Annotated in this window: 10 protein-coding genes and 1 tRNA gene; 8 read left to right on the top strand and 3 right to left on the bottom strand. The window is 46.7% G+C overall.

The window, feature by feature from the left end; all coding sequences use genetic code 11:
- Window positions 1–119: 119 nt before the first annotated feature.
- Entirely contained in the window at window positions 120–4,751 is a 4,632-nt protein-coding gene (locus QFZ48_RS20015; RefSeq protein ID WP_429063338.1) for a DUF3320 domain-containing protein, read from the bottom strand.
- Between the two features lie 326 nt (window positions 4,752–5,077).
- On the opposite strand from QFZ48_RS20015, the gene QFZ48_RS20010 reads away from it, so the two are divergent.
- The 3 genes from QFZ48_RS20010 to QFZ48_RS20000 are packed head-to-tail and all read left to right on the top strand — an operon-like array spanning window position 5,078 to window position 8,347.
- Window positions 5,078–6,175: a hypothetical protein gene (locus tag QFZ48_RS20010; RefSeq protein ID WP_429063337.1), complete on the top strand. Its 1,098-nt coding sequence runs from the start codon at window positions 5,078–5,080 to the stop codon at window positions 6,173–6,175.
- Window positions 6,172–7,269 carry a S8 family peptidase gene (locus QFZ48_RS20005; RefSeq protein WP_429063336.1) on the top strand — a complete coding sequence of 366 codons (1,098 nt, stop codon included), beginning with the start codon at window positions 6,172–6,174 and terminating at the stop codon, window positions 7,267–7,269. Before QFZ48_RS20010 ends, QFZ48_RS20005 begins: the two co-directional genes overlap by 4 nt.
- Window positions 7,270–7,273: 4 nt before the next feature.
- Window positions 7,274–8,347, top strand: a complete 1,074-nt coding sequence (locus QFZ48_RS20000) for a hypothetical protein (RefSeq protein WP_429063335.1) — start codon at window positions 7,274–7,276, stop codon at window positions 8,345–8,347.
- Window positions 8,348–8,403: 56 nt separating this feature from the next.
- On the opposite strand, the gene QFZ48_RS19995 is transcribed toward QFZ48_RS20000, so the two are convergent.
- Window positions 8,404–8,477 (bottom strand) — tRNA-Arg (locus QFZ48_RS19995).
- A gap of 135 nt (window positions 8,478–8,612) precedes the next feature.
- Here QFZ48_RS19995 and ung point away from each other — a divergent pair.
- Window positions 8,613–9,284, top strand: coding sequence for a uracil-DNA glycosylase (gene ung / locus QFZ48_RS19990; RefSeq protein ID WP_370907899.1), 672 nt, complete (start codon window positions 8,613–8,615; stop codon window positions 9,282–9,284).
- 11 nt (window positions 9,285–9,295) lie between these two features.
- The gene (locus QFZ48_RS19985) at window positions 9,296–10,039 is read left to right on the top strand and encodes a lysophospholipid acyltransferase family protein (RefSeq protein WP_429063334.1); all 744 of its coding nucleotides are present in this window, start codon (window positions 9,296–9,298) and stop codon (window positions 10,037–10,039) included.
- Window positions 10,040–10,081: 42 nt separating this feature from the next.
- Here QFZ48_RS19985 and QFZ48_RS19980 read toward each other — a convergent pair whose 3' ends face one another.
- Window positions 10,082–12,790 (bottom strand): putative LPS assembly protein LptD, encoded by a 2,709-nt coding sequence (locus QFZ48_RS19980; RefSeq protein ID WP_370907901.1) that lies wholly within the window; start codon window positions 12,788–12,790, stop codon window positions 10,082–10,084.
- A gap of 248 nt (window positions 12,791–13,038) precedes the next feature.
- On the opposite strand from QFZ48_RS19980, the gene QFZ48_RS19975 reads away from it, so the two are divergent.
- The 3 genes from QFZ48_RS19975 (at window position 13,039) to QFZ48_RS19965 (ending at window position 17,288) form a co-directional block, all read left to right on the top strand.
- Entirely contained in the window at window positions 13,039–14,271 is a 1,233-nt protein-coding gene (locus tag QFZ48_RS19975; RefSeq protein WP_429050360.1) for an N-acetylmuramoyl-L-alanine amidase family protein, read from the top strand.
- A 125-nt stretch (window positions 14,272–14,396) separates the two neighbouring features.
- Window positions 14,397–15,395, top strand: a complete 999-nt coding sequence (locus QFZ48_RS19970) for an MlaD family protein (protein WP_429050361.1) — start codon at window positions 14,397–14,399, stop codon at window positions 15,393–15,395.
- A 9-nt stretch (window positions 15,396–15,404) separates the two neighbouring features.
- Window positions 15,405–17,288 carry an OstA-like protein gene (locus QFZ48_RS19965; protein WP_370907904.1) on the top strand — a complete coding sequence of 628 codons (1,884 nt, stop codon included), beginning with the start codon at window positions 15,405–15,407 and terminating at the stop codon, window positions 17,286–17,288.
- Window positions 17,289–17,337: the final 49 nt, after the last annotated feature.

Genomic DNA, 17,337 nt, shown 5'->3' with positions numbered 1-17,337 from the left:
TTCTCTTCTCCACACCTGAAAAGCAAAAACATGCCATCCCGGATGTATCCTAAATACCAACGCTAAACAGATATTATTAATTTAAATTTGTCCGGTTTCAGTACAGCGCCTGTACGGTATCATGCCTTCAGCAGTTCGCCCTCCCGTTGTACCTGGTTATTTTCAATGCTGAGATCAATGGCTTTCAGGATCTCTTCTTTCATTTCTTCGGTTACACGACTGTAGCCGAACATCCTGGCAATGAAAGGTACGGCATCTTCGCGTTGTATGGCCACCGCATCCTTCACCACTTTTTCCAGGGCTACGCCTATTTCTTCTGCTGCTATGTAGTTGATTTTCCTGGCGGCGGCCGGCAGTTGGCTGCGGTTGCGCACCACGGGCGTAGGCAATGAAGTATGCCAAAGGAATTGTCCTTTAATTTTTATGCGTTTGCCGGCATCGGAATGGCGTACCGCATGACGCAGTATTTCCCGGATACGGGGTCCCACCCTGGTAATACCTGCTGCTTCTACCATCCGCCGGGCTAACTCATCAAAATGAACCGGGCTTTCCACTGTTACTACCTGTTCTATCCAGTTACATAGTTTACCAATGGGAGACAGATGAAATTCCTGCGCCCGGATTTCATCCGGTAATACTGCGGTTTCATATGCCGGCACTTCTTCTTCGGTTGCTTCCACTGCTTCCCGGGTCAGTACCTGTGGGGATTCTTTCTTTGCATCTTCGGCTACCTGGTCGTCGATCGCAACAGCGGCTTTTGCTTTTTCAATAGCAGCCACCAGGCGGTTCAGCTCCCGCTCCGGATTACGGAACCAATCGGTGCTCCACACCCGGTGGATCTTCCAGCCAACAGCTTCCAGCACCTGCTGCCGCAAGCGGTCACGGTCACGGGCGGAACGGGCAGAATGATAAGCGGCACCGTCGCACTCGATCCCCAATATATAACGGCCCGGATTTTCTGCATCTACAATAGCCAGGTCAATATAAAATCCTTTTGACCCTACCTGCTTGCGTACAATATATCCCAGCGATTCCAGTTTAGACGCCACATTTTCTTCAAACGGACTATCTGCCGGAAGCCCTGTTTCGGCGGTCATGTACAGCTTACCATGCTGTGCGAAATACAGGAAATTTTTCAGCGATTGTATACCATAGCTCTTGGTCCTGTTCACATCAATATCATCAGCGGTAATATTGGTAAATACTTCGCAACGCGTTTTCGCCCGCGTGATCAGTACATTGAGTCTTCTTTCCCCGCCTTCGTTATTCAGCGGCCCAAAAGACATGGCCACATATCCTTCCTCCGTACGTCCGTAACCGATAGAAATAAATATTACATCCCTTTCATCTCCCTGCACGTTTTCCAGGTTCTTCACAAAGAAAGGTTCGTCCTGGTGCGCCATGAAATATGATTCCAGCTCAGGTGATTTACGGCGCCGCAATTCCAGCGCATCACTGATCGCCTGTCGCTGCGAGGTACTAAACGCTACCACTCCTAAACTCATTCCGGGATTTTTACGGGCATGTTCCATTACCGCATCTGCTACAATTTCCGCTTCCTTAGGGTTGGTGCGGGTTTTACCACGGTCGTATGCCGTATCTTTCAGGTGATGAAATACCAGTCCTTTTCTTTCTTTATCACCGGGACTCGGAAATATCACCAGTTTATTCTCATAAAATTCATGATTCGACAACGTGATCAGCGATTCATGGCGGCTCCTGTAATGCCAGCGCAACATACGTTGTGGCGCACCCTGTGCATCGCACAAACCGAGGATGCTCTGCATATCTGCGGTAACATTTTCTTCATCATCGGTTTCCCGGGTAAGGGAATCAAAGAAGCTGGTAGGTGGCAATTGTTTATTATCTCCTACTACCACCAGTTGTTTACCGCGCAAAATAGCGCCCAGCGCTTCTACCGGCTTCACCTGGCTGGCTTCATCGAAAATAACGAGGTCAAATTCCAATGTGGCCGGCGGTAAAAAATTAGCGATAGACAATGGGCTCATCATAAATACCGGCTTAATAGCCTGTATCGCCAAACCCGCTTCCTGCATCAGTTTCCGGATAGGCATATGCCGCGCCTTTTTGTTAAACTCCGTGCGGAGGATGTTTACCTGTCCGCCGGCATCTGCGCGAGGCATTTGCTCCCAGTGCTGTAACGCAGCACGGGCGCGGTTATACTGAAGATTCAATACGTCCAGTTTACGAAACTGCTGCACCATTTCTTCATGACCTGCACGCTCAAATTTACGCAATGCAGGCTGCGATTTTACGGCTGTTTCCACCAGGTATTCATACCATGTTTTTTCCAGCGCTGTTCTCAGTAATCTGGCACCGCCTTCCCATTCCTGCACCGGAGTGAGCAGGCATCCCAGCTGTTCCTGTATAGCCGTTTCCGTTATATTGTTCCACGCAATGAGGTGGTGTATTTCGGGTAGTTTATCTGTCCATGTTTGTAACTGCCATTGCTGTACATCCAGCAGCACAGGAAATTGTCCCGGCGGAATTTCCAGCTTCTCCAGCACGGCAGTGTTGCGTTGCTGCTGCTCTGCCAGCAATTGCGCAAGCTGCTGCTGATCTGCAAGGGCATCGGCGGCGTTGCGGTGAGTGTGTAACCATTGAGCTACCTGCGCAGGACAGCTGCCCGCTGAAATACGTGTATGCAATTCCGTTAGATAGGCCGTTGCTTCTTCCAGCGCTGGCCAATCGGTATGTGATTTCTGCCAGCGGCTGCCGAACAAGGTGCCGGCTAATGCAGCATGTTCTTTCAGCAGTGTATCCTGCCGGCGGAATTCCATGATCGCATCCACATACTGCAATTTTTCTTCCTTGTCGTCCGGCAACGCGTGTTTGCATAAAGCCGCCAGTTGCCGGTTACTTTTTTTGTACGCGCCAATCAGGAACTTGTACCATTTGTGGCCATGTGCCAGCAGGTTTTCCCGGATCTCCATTGCGTTTTGCTCCCATGCCTCGGGAATAAAGATTTCCTGGTACTGCTGCTGAACGGCAGTAGCAGCTACACCTGCGGTCAGCCATTCCGCGATATCCTGCTTTTGCAATACCCACGCTTTATTGGCGACGTCTAATTCCTGTAGATCCGGTTGACGCGCCAGCAGCGCGCAAATATCAATAAGCGTATGTACCGCGTTAATATCTTTGGGAGATGGGATACTCATTTTTCCTGCGATCGCGGAAGTCGTTTGCACCAGTGCTTCCTGGGCGGCCAATGCATCCGCCAATAGCCGGGCAAAAGCGGTTTGTTCATGCGGCAGCAATACCGTGAGCCGGCTGCCGCGGAAAGCGAGATTGGCCGGCACACCTGTTTCCTGCAAACAGGCCTGTATCCGCAACGCCATTGCGGTAGCCTTGTTCATTGCAGCAGCATCCCAGCGGGCGATATCCGGCAATTGTATATGCGGTAATGTGATACCTGCAGTTTCTTCGTTTAGCCGTAATAGGTAACCTATTACCTGGTGGGCAGTTAAACCGCTTCTTTCGATAGCGCCATTCACTGCAAGACAGTAATCATTCAATTCTTTCTTGTAATTATCCAGGAGCAACACTTCTTCCTGTAACTTCTGGATAGACGGGCGCCCCAGTTCCAGCACCTTTCTCAGTTCCTGGTGCAGTTCTTTTTTATTGGCTTTATGACTGTGCAATTCCAGGCAGGCTTCTCCCAGCTGGATATTATCCAACCGGCGTTTCACCACTTCCAGCGCTGCCATTTTCTCTGCCACAAATAACACTTTTTTACCGCGGCCAATAGCGTCTGCAATGATGTTGGTAATCGTTTGTGATTTACCCGTTCCCGGCGGGCCCTGTATCACCAGGTTACGGCCTTCCTGCACGCTCAGCATGGCCATGATCTGGGAACTGTCGGCATCCACTACCTGGAACAGTTCATGCGCATTGGTATCGTTGTCGATAAACACATCATCCGGCAGTTGTGGAGCAGTATCTGAAAATCCGCCGCCAAAAAGACTTTGAATCACCGGATGCGTTATAATATCATCCTCCTGCTGCCATTTGGAAGCATCCAGGTCGTTATAGATCAGGAATTTGCCAAAGGAGAAAAAGCCCAGTTCCACTGTATCGGCCGCCACTTTCCATCCCTGCATGGGCTCCACTGCGGCAGCCACTTCCGCCAGGTAGGCATTTACATCAAAGTCTTCCGCATCCGGCAAATCAGGGATATGTATATTAAAGTCGGCCTTCATTTTTGCCTGCAGGGAAATGTTGGCGCCTACTTCCTCAAGGGAGTATTTCAACCGGAAACGTTCTCGCGCGCTGGACCTGTCCAGCAGCACCGGCACCATGATCAGCGGTGCAAACCGCGCTTCTTCGCTGCCGGCGGCCTCATACCACTGCAACATCCCCAGGGAAATATAAAGAATGTTCACCCCCTGCTCTTCCATGCTCATCCGGGCGGCATAGTAGGTGTTGAGCAGCCGGGAATGCAGGGTTACCTGGTTTTCATTGGTTTGTAAACGGGTATCGGTTAACGCATCTTTCGATACCGGTTCATTATACTGCACGGCTTCTTCTTCCTGCTTTTTTTCGGGCCGGCCGAGGAACGACATGGTTTTACCTTCCCGCACCAATATATCATAAATGGCAGCAGATTGTTCTTCTACAATATGTAAACCTTTGCCGGCTGGCAACTTGTAATTCAACAATGGATTTCTGAGACCTAAATCCAGTAACTCTTTCCTGGAAGATTCAAGCCTGGTTAATATGGATGCGATCATAATGGCAAAATAAAACGCTACAAATATAATTTTAATAAACGGTGAAGAAGGAGAAGAAGTATACAAAAAGAGAAAATCCTGCGCTATCACCTAAATGCCTTCAGCCTCAACGATCTCACCGAAAAAAATAATTTTTTTATCCCGAAAGTTTTATAACTTCGGTTCACCTAGCTATTATTTGTAATAAATAGTAATCAGAAGTACCCCGGATTGTGTAAATGCCCCAATAGTTTTCTGGATATTTTATAGATATAACCTCAGTCACAGAAGATATTTTTCTAAAGGAATTGTTATGCTTTTTTTGTAATCCCTATAACCCCCGTGCTATGTTTAATAGTATTGCCCTTGACGTAGTCATTGGACTAACATTTGTATTCCTGTTATACAGCTTGTTCGCCTCCATTTTACAGGAAATAATAGCAAAATACTTACAACTGCGTGCATTAATGCTCCGAAAGGCGCTCCGGCGGCTCTTGCAGGATAGTGAGTTTACGGATAAGCGGAACCTCGCCATGCGCCTGCTGGCCGGCAAAAAAACATTAAAAGAGAAAGAAGATTTCGTACATCATTTCCTGGAATATCCTACCATCAAATACCTGGGAGAAGGCTCCTTCTTTCGAAGGCCCGCCTATATCAAACCCGAAACATATGCGGAGGTGCTGGTCCGCATACTCCGTGGAGCCAACTATACCGGGCTTGAAAACCAGATGCAACTGATTAAAGACAACCTGGCTGCAGACACAGGGGTGCCTGTCAAGGATAACGATAATAGCAACAAGCACCTTAAAATAGATACAGAAACACATACCATGTTCGTACAAATGATGTACGAGAGCAGTAACGATATTGATAAGTTCAAATCCAAGCTGGTGGTTTCATTTAACGAGATGATGGAACGCGCGGAAGGCTGGTATAAAAAGCAGACCAGGCTGCTGTTATCTATCATTGGCTTTGTATTGGCGGCCTCTTTTAATGTAGATACCATTCAGATTACAAAAGTTTTAATCGACAATAAGCAGGTGCGTGATAACGTGGTAAATACTACAGTAGCGAACTTTGATAAAGTTAAGCAACTGGTCGGAAAAGACACTTCTTCGCCCTATACCCAGGATGATCTGAAAAATATATCCGGTCAGATCACTTCACTCAACAACATACTAGGCTCAAAGAAGATGGCGGAAGAAAACCTGGTTAACATACATATTTTCGGTTGGGGCATCACTTTGCCCAATTATCTGTCCATCATCGGCTGGCTCATCACGGCTTTCGCTATCTCGCTGGGCGCTACTTTCTGGTTTGATTTATTACAAAGATTAATCAGTATCCGGCAGGCAGGTGTAAAACCGGAAGAGAAGCAAGCTAAGAACGACGGCAAATCAACAGCATCCACTATTGTTGAAAATAAAAAATTGCGTGTAGGATGATAGTCATCGCCAATAAAGCCGTTAATACACGCCTGGGATTTCCGCATACTTCCGCCACCAATCCAACTTATATCGAAGACGGCCATGAGCTCGATATCGTTGCGAAAGTATATGGCGAAACCCTTGAAGGCAACAATGAGTGGTATCAGACCATCATCGATGAATACTATTGGAGCGGTGGTTTTCATACAACACCGGAAGCATTAGCGTTACCTGTTACACAGCAATCCACATTGTTTGATGAATGGCGGATAACAGACTTCTGGAAAAAAGGGATAACAGGCAAGAATACAAAAGTAGCTATCATCGATATGGGCTTTAATCCAAAGAATAATGCCGTCGCGCATCTCTTTGGGCAACATAACAGCACACAAATGCAATTCCCGGATACAGGCCATGGTACTTATATGTCATCCATCATTGGTGGTAATGATGCCAAAAATGGTTTCCTCGGCATTGCTCCGGAGGCGGAGATCGTTATAAAAGAATTAAACATCACCAGTAATTCATTTCGCATGTCTGCACTGATGGACCTGCTGGAAACGCTACATGATTTTGATGTCATCTCTATGAGCTTTGCCTTTACCGGCGGTTTAAACGACACTGCGAATACCATTACCAGGTTCAATAGCATTACCAATGAACTGGTGACTAATGGCAAAACCATTTGTATTGCTGCCGCCGGCAACGAAGCACTTACCGCCATCAAATATTATCCCGCGGCCTATAACCAGGTAAACGCCGTCGCCGGCACAGATGCTACGGATAATATTTTGGCCGGTTTAAGTAATATCTGGCCAGGTGTACAATTAGTTGCACCTTATCGCGGCTATTTCGACAAGGTAGATGCCGACAGGTTCGGCAAATATTTTAATACTAACAAAATCAATGGAACCTCCTCCGCAACTGCATTTACCGCTGGCATTATTGCGTTGATCAAATCTTATCATAACCAAAGAAACCTGCCCTTTACCAATAAAGATTTGCAGGATAAATACTTAACACAAACATCGGTACACAGACCTGATCGGCCGGATAGCCCATTCCAGTCAAATACGATTAATAAAGAAATGTTTTTCTCACTCTTAAAATAGCATTATGAAACATTTAGTACTGTTTATCTCCCTGCTGCTTGCAGGCTGCCTTACCTATGGACAAAAGCCGGTTGAACTTGACTTAAGCAATAAAATAGGAAGTGATAAAACCATAGGACTGAAAACCACCGGCATCAAGCTCTTGAACATGTCGTTGCAATACAATTACAAAATCAAAATTACCGTAAGAGAAGAAGCAGATAATGCTTCGCAGAACGGTGGTGAAATGGGCAGCGACGCCTGCCATGAGGCTAATCCGAAGTTCGTTGGCTTCCTGGTATCTTTGCAAAATGAAAAAGATGAGGCAAAAGTAAAAGACCTGATTGATTCAGTAAATAAGGTACTGAAAGATCTTAAAACAAGTGATTGTAAAAATACATTACAGAAAGAGGCTGATGCGGTAATTGAAAAAACAAAACGTGAATATTCCTTTGAATCATTGACGGCTAACTTTACATTAAAGAATAACCAGGATATCATTGTTACAATAGAAGCATACAGCGCTGATGGTACCAAGGCAGATAAAGCCTGGCAGTTCATCCTCCGCACGCCACGCAGCGTAAGCTATCTCACTCATTTCGGTTTCACGTTTTCTCCTAATCTCATTAAAGGGCCTGATCAGTTCTTTAGCAAAGCATCCGGTAAAAGTATATTAAGTCCAACCACCGATTCCTTCACCATTAAAAGGAAAAGTAATAATGGCACTGATTTCTGGAAGGACTTATCCATCACCGCTAACTTTATTATGCCGGTAAAATTCAATCGTAAACAGGAGCAGCCTAATATGTTCAACTTCGCCTGGTCTGCCGGTTTTGGTGTAGGGGGAGATGCCCGTTTTACGGTGTTTACAGGTCCGACCCTGTTGGTGTCCGATTTTTTTGCGGTGAGCCTGGCCGGTGGCGTAAGCTATGCTTATAAGTTGAAAGGTGAGTATGAAGAAGGGCAGGGCTTAATGCAAAGTCTCGACTTTGATCAGTTACACGACAGAGGTATCCGTCCAAATATACTGTTGTCCTTTAGCTTCCGTCTCTCTAAAGATGAACTCTCGAAGGCGGTAGAAAAAATAGGAGGCAAATAATTTCGGGAAAGAAATAAAAAAGGACAAATCGATATAAACCGGTTTGTCCTTTTCTGTGTCCTGGATTGGATTCGAACCAATGGCCTACTGCTTAGAAGGCAGTTGCTCTATCCAGCTGAGCTACCAAGACTTATGTGTTTGTTTTCCCTTGAAATGTGAAATAAATTACTATATTTAACTCGCATTTTGGGAGTGCAAATTTATGTAAATTTCTCCCAATAAATCAAATTTAATTTATTTTTCTTTAAATATTGACGTGAACACTATGGATGTACAAATAGAATCAAGCTGGAAGGAAGCGCTGAAAGATGAATTTCATAAGTCTTATTTCGATCAGATCGTCATGTTTCTTAAACATGAAAAGGCATTGGGTAAAGTAATTTATCCTGCCGGAAACCTGATCTTTAATGCCTTTGATAAAACACCGATAGATAAAGTAAAAGTAGTGATTCTTGGTCAGGATCCTTATCACGGTGCAGGACAGGCGCATGGACTCAGCTTCTCCGTACCGGATGGCGTAAAACCTCCTCCTTCGCTTGTGAATATTTACAAGGAAATGAAAACAGATCTCGGGCTGGAAATACCTACCAGCGGCAATCTTACCAAATGGGCGGAACACGGTGTACTGTTATTAAACGCCTTTCTTACTGTAAGGGCCGGTGAACCCGCGTCCCATAGTAAAATAGGTTGGGGCGATTTTACTGATGCCGTGATCCGAAAAATTTCCGATCAGCGGAGCGATGTGGTATTCCTGCTCTGGGGCCGCTTTGCACAGGATAAACAATACCTGATAGACGCTACCAGACATCATATATTGCAGGCCGCACACCCCTCTCCTTTCAGCGCTGATAAAGGATTTTTTGGATGCAGGCACTTTTCAAGAACAAATGAAATACTCGGAAAGGCAGGAATAGCACCGGTAGACTGGAGACTGTAAAAAACAACCTTATGTTTAAAAATATCTTCGGCAGAATATTCGCGGCATGGATGTTAGTGATGTTCGCACTAACAATGCTGGTAATATTCATCCCGGTATGGATCATTTCTTACCTGCCGGAACCACGTAGAACAAAAGGATTTCTGTTCTTTGGCAGGATATGGATGAAAGTGTATCAGCCACTGATCGGCTGCCCTGTACGCAAAAAAGGACTGGAATATTTTGCACCCGGACAAACCTATGTCGTAGTATGTAATCACAACTCGCTGATCGATGTGCCGGTAACATCTGCAGAAATTCCCGGCATCAATAAAACACTCGCAAAAGCATCTCTCGGCAAAGTGCCGCTGTTTGGTGTGCTGTACCGTATAGGTGGTATCCTGGTAGACCGCAGCAGTGAAGCGAGCCGCAAACAAAGCATCGTTGAAATGAAACATGCCCTCAGTTTAGGCATACACATCCTGCTTTACCCAGAAGGCACACGCAACCGCACAGATCAGCCTTTAAAGGATTTTTATGACGGCGCCTTTGCATTAGCGATAGACACCCAGGTGCCATTGATGCCGTCGTTACTGTTTCACACCAAAAAAATATTACCGGTAGGAAAGAAATTCTTCGCATGGCCGCATCGCATCGATTATCATTTCCTGCCTCCCCTGCCTACTACAGGACTAACAAGAGATGACCTCCCCGCTTTTAAAGAAAAAGTATTCCGCCTGATGTGGGATTATTACCTGGCCAACAACACAAAGTAATATAACGAAAGCGGGGATTGCCAATGGCAATCCCCGCTTTCGTTATAAATCCTGGAACTGTCTCGATCGGTTTATCCGCAGATCACGCAAAATACCGGCTTTCGGATTAATGGTAATACTAAACTGCCGGAACGTACCAAACGGAATCAGGTTGATCGACATCTGCCAGCAGTGCAGGTCGCGCGAGATATACATATTCGTATAGGCCACCTGCATATTGGTAAAGTCGAAACCACTGTTCAAACCAATCTTCCATTTTGGCGTGAGGCTGAAGTCGCCGTTAAAACTTACATATTGGGTAATACGTTTCACTACGCCCCCGGAATCGGGAATAACGGTATTGGTATAAGATAAGCTATAGGAAAGATCCACACGCCACGGAATATCGAAATCCACGTACTCACCAGGATTATTACGCACCATCTGCAGCTGCCGCTGCTGCGCGGCAAAAGCGGCGTCAGCGCCCTGTACATTCTCCATGGAATCGATCTTCTGTTCTTTCTCCTGGCTCTTTTTATCCTTCGACTGGAACGAGGTACTCATGGAAATGCTGGCGTTGGTTAAACGACCCAGGCTGATTTTTCCCTGCTGCCATACGTATTTATCAAGGCGGTGGCCGCGGGCATCTACCTGGTAGGGATCGATGTTACCACTGGCGGAGATGTTCAGTTTATCGAACAGGTTGGTACGGGCGTATAAGCTGAAAGTAGACAACTTAAAGGAGTCGGCCACCAGGTTGTAGCTGCCGTTGATCCCAAAACCATCCAGCAGCTTTATTTTCTTTTCGTGATTGCCTGTGGTATCCTTCTTAGAAAACACCTTCATCTCCAGGTTATTGTCCAGCCCGAAGTTCAGGCCTCCAAACGCGCCAGGGGAAGGCACGCCGATGATGGCTCCGTCAAAGTCGGATACCATTTGTTTATCGCCCTCCTTGTTGTATTGCAGCTCATGATAATATTTGCTGGACAGATCGGGGCGGTAACTGGCACTCAGCGTGGGGCGCATCACATGGCGGATGGCTTTGATCTTTGAATCTTTTTTAAACGTGTACATACCGTATATGGCGGTAGACAACGACATGCTGGCGCTGATATCGCGGGCACTGTAAAATCCGGGAATGTAGGTGGTATCGATGGCACCAAGCGTATCCAGCCCCGGGTTCCATTTGTTCGGATCCCATTTACGGGCAAATTTCTTCGTATACCAGTATTCGGTATAGTTGATCCCTGGGGATAACGTAAAGGTTTTAAACACCGGGATAGAAAACGAGATCGGGATATTATGCTGCATGCCGGTTTGCATGGCGTCAAACATCGCCTGTTTACCAAACAGGGAATCCTTGAAGTTAGCCTGGTTGCGCAGGATAGTATTGTAGGAAACCCCAATCTTTTCGTACCATTTTGGCGTGCCCACCATTTCCTTTGGCTGGAAAGGATAGATCGTATTTACCGTGAAAGTGGCGTCCGGGAAGGAGATAGACACATCACGGGTGCTCAGGTTCTGCGAGTGGTTCAACCCCATGGTGAGGTTGTAGGGCTTCCCCTGCCAGGTTTTGGAGAACGTGATAGACGATCCGATGTTATTATTTACACGTGTATTGTAGTCATACACGTTGTACTTGTTATAGGAAGAGGTTCCAAAGTTCACGGCAGCGCCAAAGTTCACGCCGGGGCGCGCCTTGCTGTCCATGCTATGGTTCCAGGTGACCCTGAAATCCTTTGAGGTGCTGAACTCTGATTTTACAGCCGGATCCCCGAAGCGGGTATTGGCAAAGCTCAGGTTAAGCCCGCCGTTGTACTTATAGCGTTTCCGGTAAGTGGGACTGGCTGTGAGGCTCCAGCTGCCATAGGAATACACATCCCCCCGCATGGTCAGGTCGAAATGGTCGCCTAAACCGATATAGTACCCGCCGTTTTCCAGGCCTATCCCTTTCTGCTGGTTCACCACGTACTGTGGCGGCAGTATCCCGGAGCGCTGGCCCTGGGTGATGGGGAAAATGGCAAAAGGTATATACAGTGGTGTGGGAATGCCTTCTATTTCCAGGTTAGCCGGGCCGGAGATCACCAGTTTATCGGGGATCACCTTTATTTTACGGGCCCGGAAGCTAAAGTGCGGTGTATCCAGGTTACAGGTAGTGTACCCGTTTTTAAAGCCGAAAATGGTATTATCCGCCGCCTTTTTGGTTTGCTGGCTGTGAATGTAGCCTTCCCCGTACTGGGAGCGGGTATTATAAATCTTCGCTTTCTGGGAGGTAAAGTTATATTTGAGGGTATCCGATTCAAAGCTTTGTCCGCCGTCGTTCATCACCGGGCCGCCAAACAGCTTACCGGCTGTATCTTTGGCGTTGGTAGCCTCGAGGATGCCGGTTTCCTGGTCGAAATTCATTTTTTCGGCAGAAAGGTCAATCGTTTTGTACTTTGTGTTGGCGGTACCATATAAATAGAAGCGTTTATCGGGTACCATCAGGATGATTGAATCCTTTGCTTTATAATTTACCGGCGCATCCAGCGTGTCTTTTGATATCTTTGGTACGAACAAGGTATCTACGGTCGTTTCACCGCTGGTGTCCACACCCTTGGTTAATTGGGTGGAATCGGCTGTGACAGGGGAAACAGGTACCGGTTTTGGTAATTTGCCGGTATCTTTCCGTATCAGCGGAGTGGTATCTGCCAAACTTTTGTTAAAATAAGTAACAACTTGTGGCCTTTCACCCGCAACTGCATCTATAATAAAGGGAATGGCGACGAACATACCGGCAAAAACCAGGTATGTATGCCGAAAAAACTTTTTATAATTATTTTTGTAGCTAGCGTTCATGTGTTATGGCGGCAAACCTACAAGATTTTATACAATTTATTACAAATGGTAACTTGTAATGTTTGTAAGGTAATATAACGAAAGGTAGCGGAAACTCGCGTGGAACAAGCGGATTATTAATTTAACAGATAAACTTATTTTTTTATTTTTTGTGAAAAACAGCACCCATTAAAATGAGAATCATGCGCTGGAACCGATTTTGGATTTTAGGACTGGGAACACTACTCACCTGTACCCTATTTATTCAGGCCAAAACAAATCCCGTTTCCGATAAACAGGACAAGCCTATACGAACTATTGTTATTGATGCCGGCCACGGCGGTGAAGATCCCGGCGCAAAAGGCAGCTATTCCACGGAGAAACAGGTAACTCTGGAAGTGGCACTGAAACTGGGAAAGATCCTGGAAGAAAACATGCCCGATGTAAAGGTAGTGTATACACGAAAAAGTGACCGCTTCGACGATCCCCGCAAAAAAGCCCAGATTGCCAACGACAATAAAGGGGAACTTTTTGTATCCATCCACTGCAATTCTACCGGCAAAATCCGCAAGGTGGTGGACTATAAAACCGTTTACCGTAAAAAAGGGAAAAAGAAAATTGCCGTTAAACAACCCGTATACGCTTACTACCCGAGCAATGCCAAGGGCACAGAAACGTATATATGGGCGACCAGCAAAAACAACGCTAAAATGGAGTCCCTGAAACAAAACTCCGTTATCGTACTCGATGCCAACTCAGAAGAAACCCAGCAGCTGATGAGCGACGATCCTGAAACCTTCATCCTGCTCAACACCCTGAGAAATGCCTATTTCGACCAGAGCCTCCGCCTCTCTACCCTCATCGAGGATGAATTTACCCGGGTAGGACGTATCAGCCGCGGCGCCAGGCAAAGAAATGAAAAAGGTATCTGGGTACTGTCTGCCACCGCCATGCCAAGCGTGCTCGTGGAACTGGGCTTTATCAGCAACCCGGAAGAAGAAGACTATCTCAACTCCAACAACGGACAACAGGAACTGGCCAATTGCATTTATAAAGCCATTAAGCGTTACCGTGAGGAACTCGACAGGTTTACCAATAACCGCAACACCCAGCCAGCTACCACCAAAGTATCGGCTAAAAGCAATAACACTACCGCATCGCTAAACACCAGCAACAGGAGCAGCAACAATAAGTCTGCCCCCGCACCCGGCGACAGCTACTGCGTACAACTCATGATCACCGACAAATTTTATAAACCGGGAGCTTCCATTTTCAGGAAGCTCCACGGTGACGTGAACCGCCAACGCATCGTGATGAATAAAAAAAAACTGAACAAATATATCCTGGGCCGGTTCAGGACCGATGAACAAGCCTCCGGCGAGATGCGCAAAGCCCGCAAACTGGGTTTCAAAGATGCTTTCGTAACTTCCTGCTAATCACACTGCCTCCTCCCTCCCCCCTTCTTATTACCCCGCTTTCCTCTTTTTTATTACTAACATTTTCGTACGACCACTTCCGTGCATGCTTTTTGATTATTTTTGCGTGAACGTATACGAATCTCATGCTCAAATTATCTAACGAAACCAAAGTAGGTGTATTAACTGTGCTGGGTATAACCTTACTTGTGCTGGGCTTTAATCTGCTGAAAGGAAAAAGCCTGTTTTCTCATAATAAAACCATTTATGCCGTGTACCACCAGGTAAACGGTTTACAACCAGCCAACGCGGTACAGGTAAATGGCCTGGTAGTCGGTAATGTAGCTAACCTGGAAGTAATGGATAAAGATGCCTCCCGTATCCTGGTAGCCATCACCATTACCAAAAAAATTGAAATCCCCCGTAACTCTGTGGCCCGTATCAGCAGCGACCTGCTGGGTACCAAAACAGTACAGCTCGACCTGGGTAACGCCGGCGAATATCTGAAAAGCGGCGATACCATCTACGCAGCCGTAGACGGCTCCATGACAGACGCCCTGAAAGAACAGCTTAACCCGCTGGTAAAAAAACTGGAAGGCACCCTGTCTAATATCGATTCCGTACTGATGTCGGTAAATGCCATTCTCGATACCACCGCAAAAGGTAACCTCCAGGACGCCATCCGCAACCTCAATACCACCATGCGTAACTTTACGCATACCTCCGCATCCCTCAACAGTATGCTGGATCCCAACAACGGTAACATCCAGAAAACATTCGATAACCTGGCCGCCGTTACCGGTAACCTGAAAGAGAATAACAGTAAAATTACCGGTATCCTCGATAATGCCCAGAAAGCCACCGGTGCACTGGCTAACGGCAACATCGATAAAACACTGGCGCAATTACAACAAACCGTGACCAGCCTTAACCAGACCATCAATAAACTGAATACCACCGATGGCACTGCAGGCATGCTGCTGAACGATAAAAAAGTGTACAACAACCTTCAGTACTCATTGGGTAACCTGAATAAGCTGCTGGAAGACCTCCGCGTCAATCCAAAACGCTATGTACACTTCTCCCTGTTTGGCAAAAAAGATAAAACGAAACCGTTACCTTCTGACACAATAGCGGTACAATAAAAAGAATCAATGCATCGATACATAAAATCAGGGATTTTTCTGGCCGTCATCTGCCTGCTGGCAGCTACGGCCAACGCCCAGTTTCCGGCCCAACAAGCGCCGAAAGCCGGGTCGGTAATTGAAATTATTCACGCGGACTCACTGATCATGAATGACAAAGATTCTGTCAGCGTTACCCGCTTCATCGGCAACGCCCTCTTTAAACAAGGTACCACCCTGTTTAACTGCGACAGTGCCGTGAAAGATAATAAAACCAATATCATCGACGCATACGGCCATATACATATTAACCAGGCCGACAGCGTTCATATCTACGGTAATTACCTGAACTACGATGCCAATACCCGCCTTGCTCTCCTCAGGGAAGATGCAAAACTGACAGACGGTAAAGTAACCATCACCGGCCCCGAACTACAATATGACATGAACGCCAAAATAGGCTCCTATGTCAAAACCGGTAAACTCGTAAATGGTAAAAGCGTACTCACCAGCGATGAAGGATACTATTACACCGACACCAAAGAAATGCACTTCATGCGGAATGTATTACTGGTAGATCCGGAATACACCCTCAGCACAGATGAACTGCTGTATAATACCGGTACCAAAATAGCCACCATCGTTGCGCCTACCACCATCAACAATAACGACAAAAGCGTGATGTACGCCACCAGCGGTTATTATGACACGGAAAAAGGCTATGGTAATTTTGGGAACCGGCCTACCATCGAAGACAGTACCGGCACCATCACCGCCGATAACATAGAAATGGATAAACTTTCCGGTATGGCCTATGCCACCGGTAACATGGTATATAAGGATACCGCCCGCAAAATGTCGCTGCTGGCCAACAGGGGCATCGTAAACCAACGCGAAAAAACAATCCTCGCCACCCAGAAGCCGCTGCTCATCATGGAAAAAAATAAAGATACCCTGTATATGGCCGCTGATACCCTGTTTTCAGGCGTGATCAGACCAGACGACAGCTTATCTATTCCCTCTGTAGCCGGCCTGAAACGCATCCCGGATTCTCCCACCAAAAACCTGAAAAGCATCCGGAATATTCGACCGCCGGAGAAATTTACCGCTACCATATCCCCCATCACCCGGGGTGATTCCATCGCCCGGCGACAACAGGATAGTGTAGCCGCAAACGTTATGATGTTCATCGCCGACAGTACCCTCGCCAAAACCAGGCAGAAACTGGATTCGGCCGTGACAAACATCAAGGTGGCGCCCATACCGGACGTGGTCCTGCACGATTCCCTGCCGGGTATCAAGCACCATGCAGACAGTATGGCGCTCACCGCACCTAAAGACACCAGCGAGCAACGTTATATCCTCGCCTACCATCACGTGAAAATATTCTCCGACTCCCTCCAGGGCGTAGCAGACAGCGTATACTATTCCTCGAAGGATTCTATCTTCCGCTTCTATGGCACCCCGGTGCTCTGGTCTAATAATACCACCCAGCTGAGCGGCGATACCATCCTCATGTTCACCAAAAACCAGACAGCAGATAAAATGCTGCTCAAAAACAACGGCTTTATTATTAATGAAGCCGGACCGGGCATGTTTAACCAGATTAAAGGCAATGTGATTACCGGTTATGTACTGGGTGAAACCCTCGACTGGATGCATGTGGAGGGGAATGCGGAAACGATCAATTATATTAAAGACAAGGCCGGCGCCTATATGAGCGTCAACAAAGCCCAGTGCGCCATTATCAATATCTTTTTCAAGAAAGGAGAAGTAGATAAAGTGGTACTGATCAAAGATCCGGAAGGAACTGTGTATCCGTTTACACAACGTCCTAAAGAACAGCTCCTGCTGGAAAACTTTAAGTGGGATATCAAACGGCAGCCGAAAACGAAGTACGAGCTAATGCAATAATAATTTTCGTTAGAACAATACCTGGAAATGGCTGCTTCACCGTAGCCAT

The sequence above is a fragment of the Chitinophaga sp. W2I13 genome (assembly GCF_050434005.1).
Taxonomy (GTDB): Bacteria; Bacteroidota; Bacteroidia; order Chitinophagales; family Chitinophagaceae; genus Chitinophaga.
The sequence above is the reverse complement of the archived record's forward strand: the minus strand, read 5'-3'. Positions and strand labels throughout refer to the sequence as shown.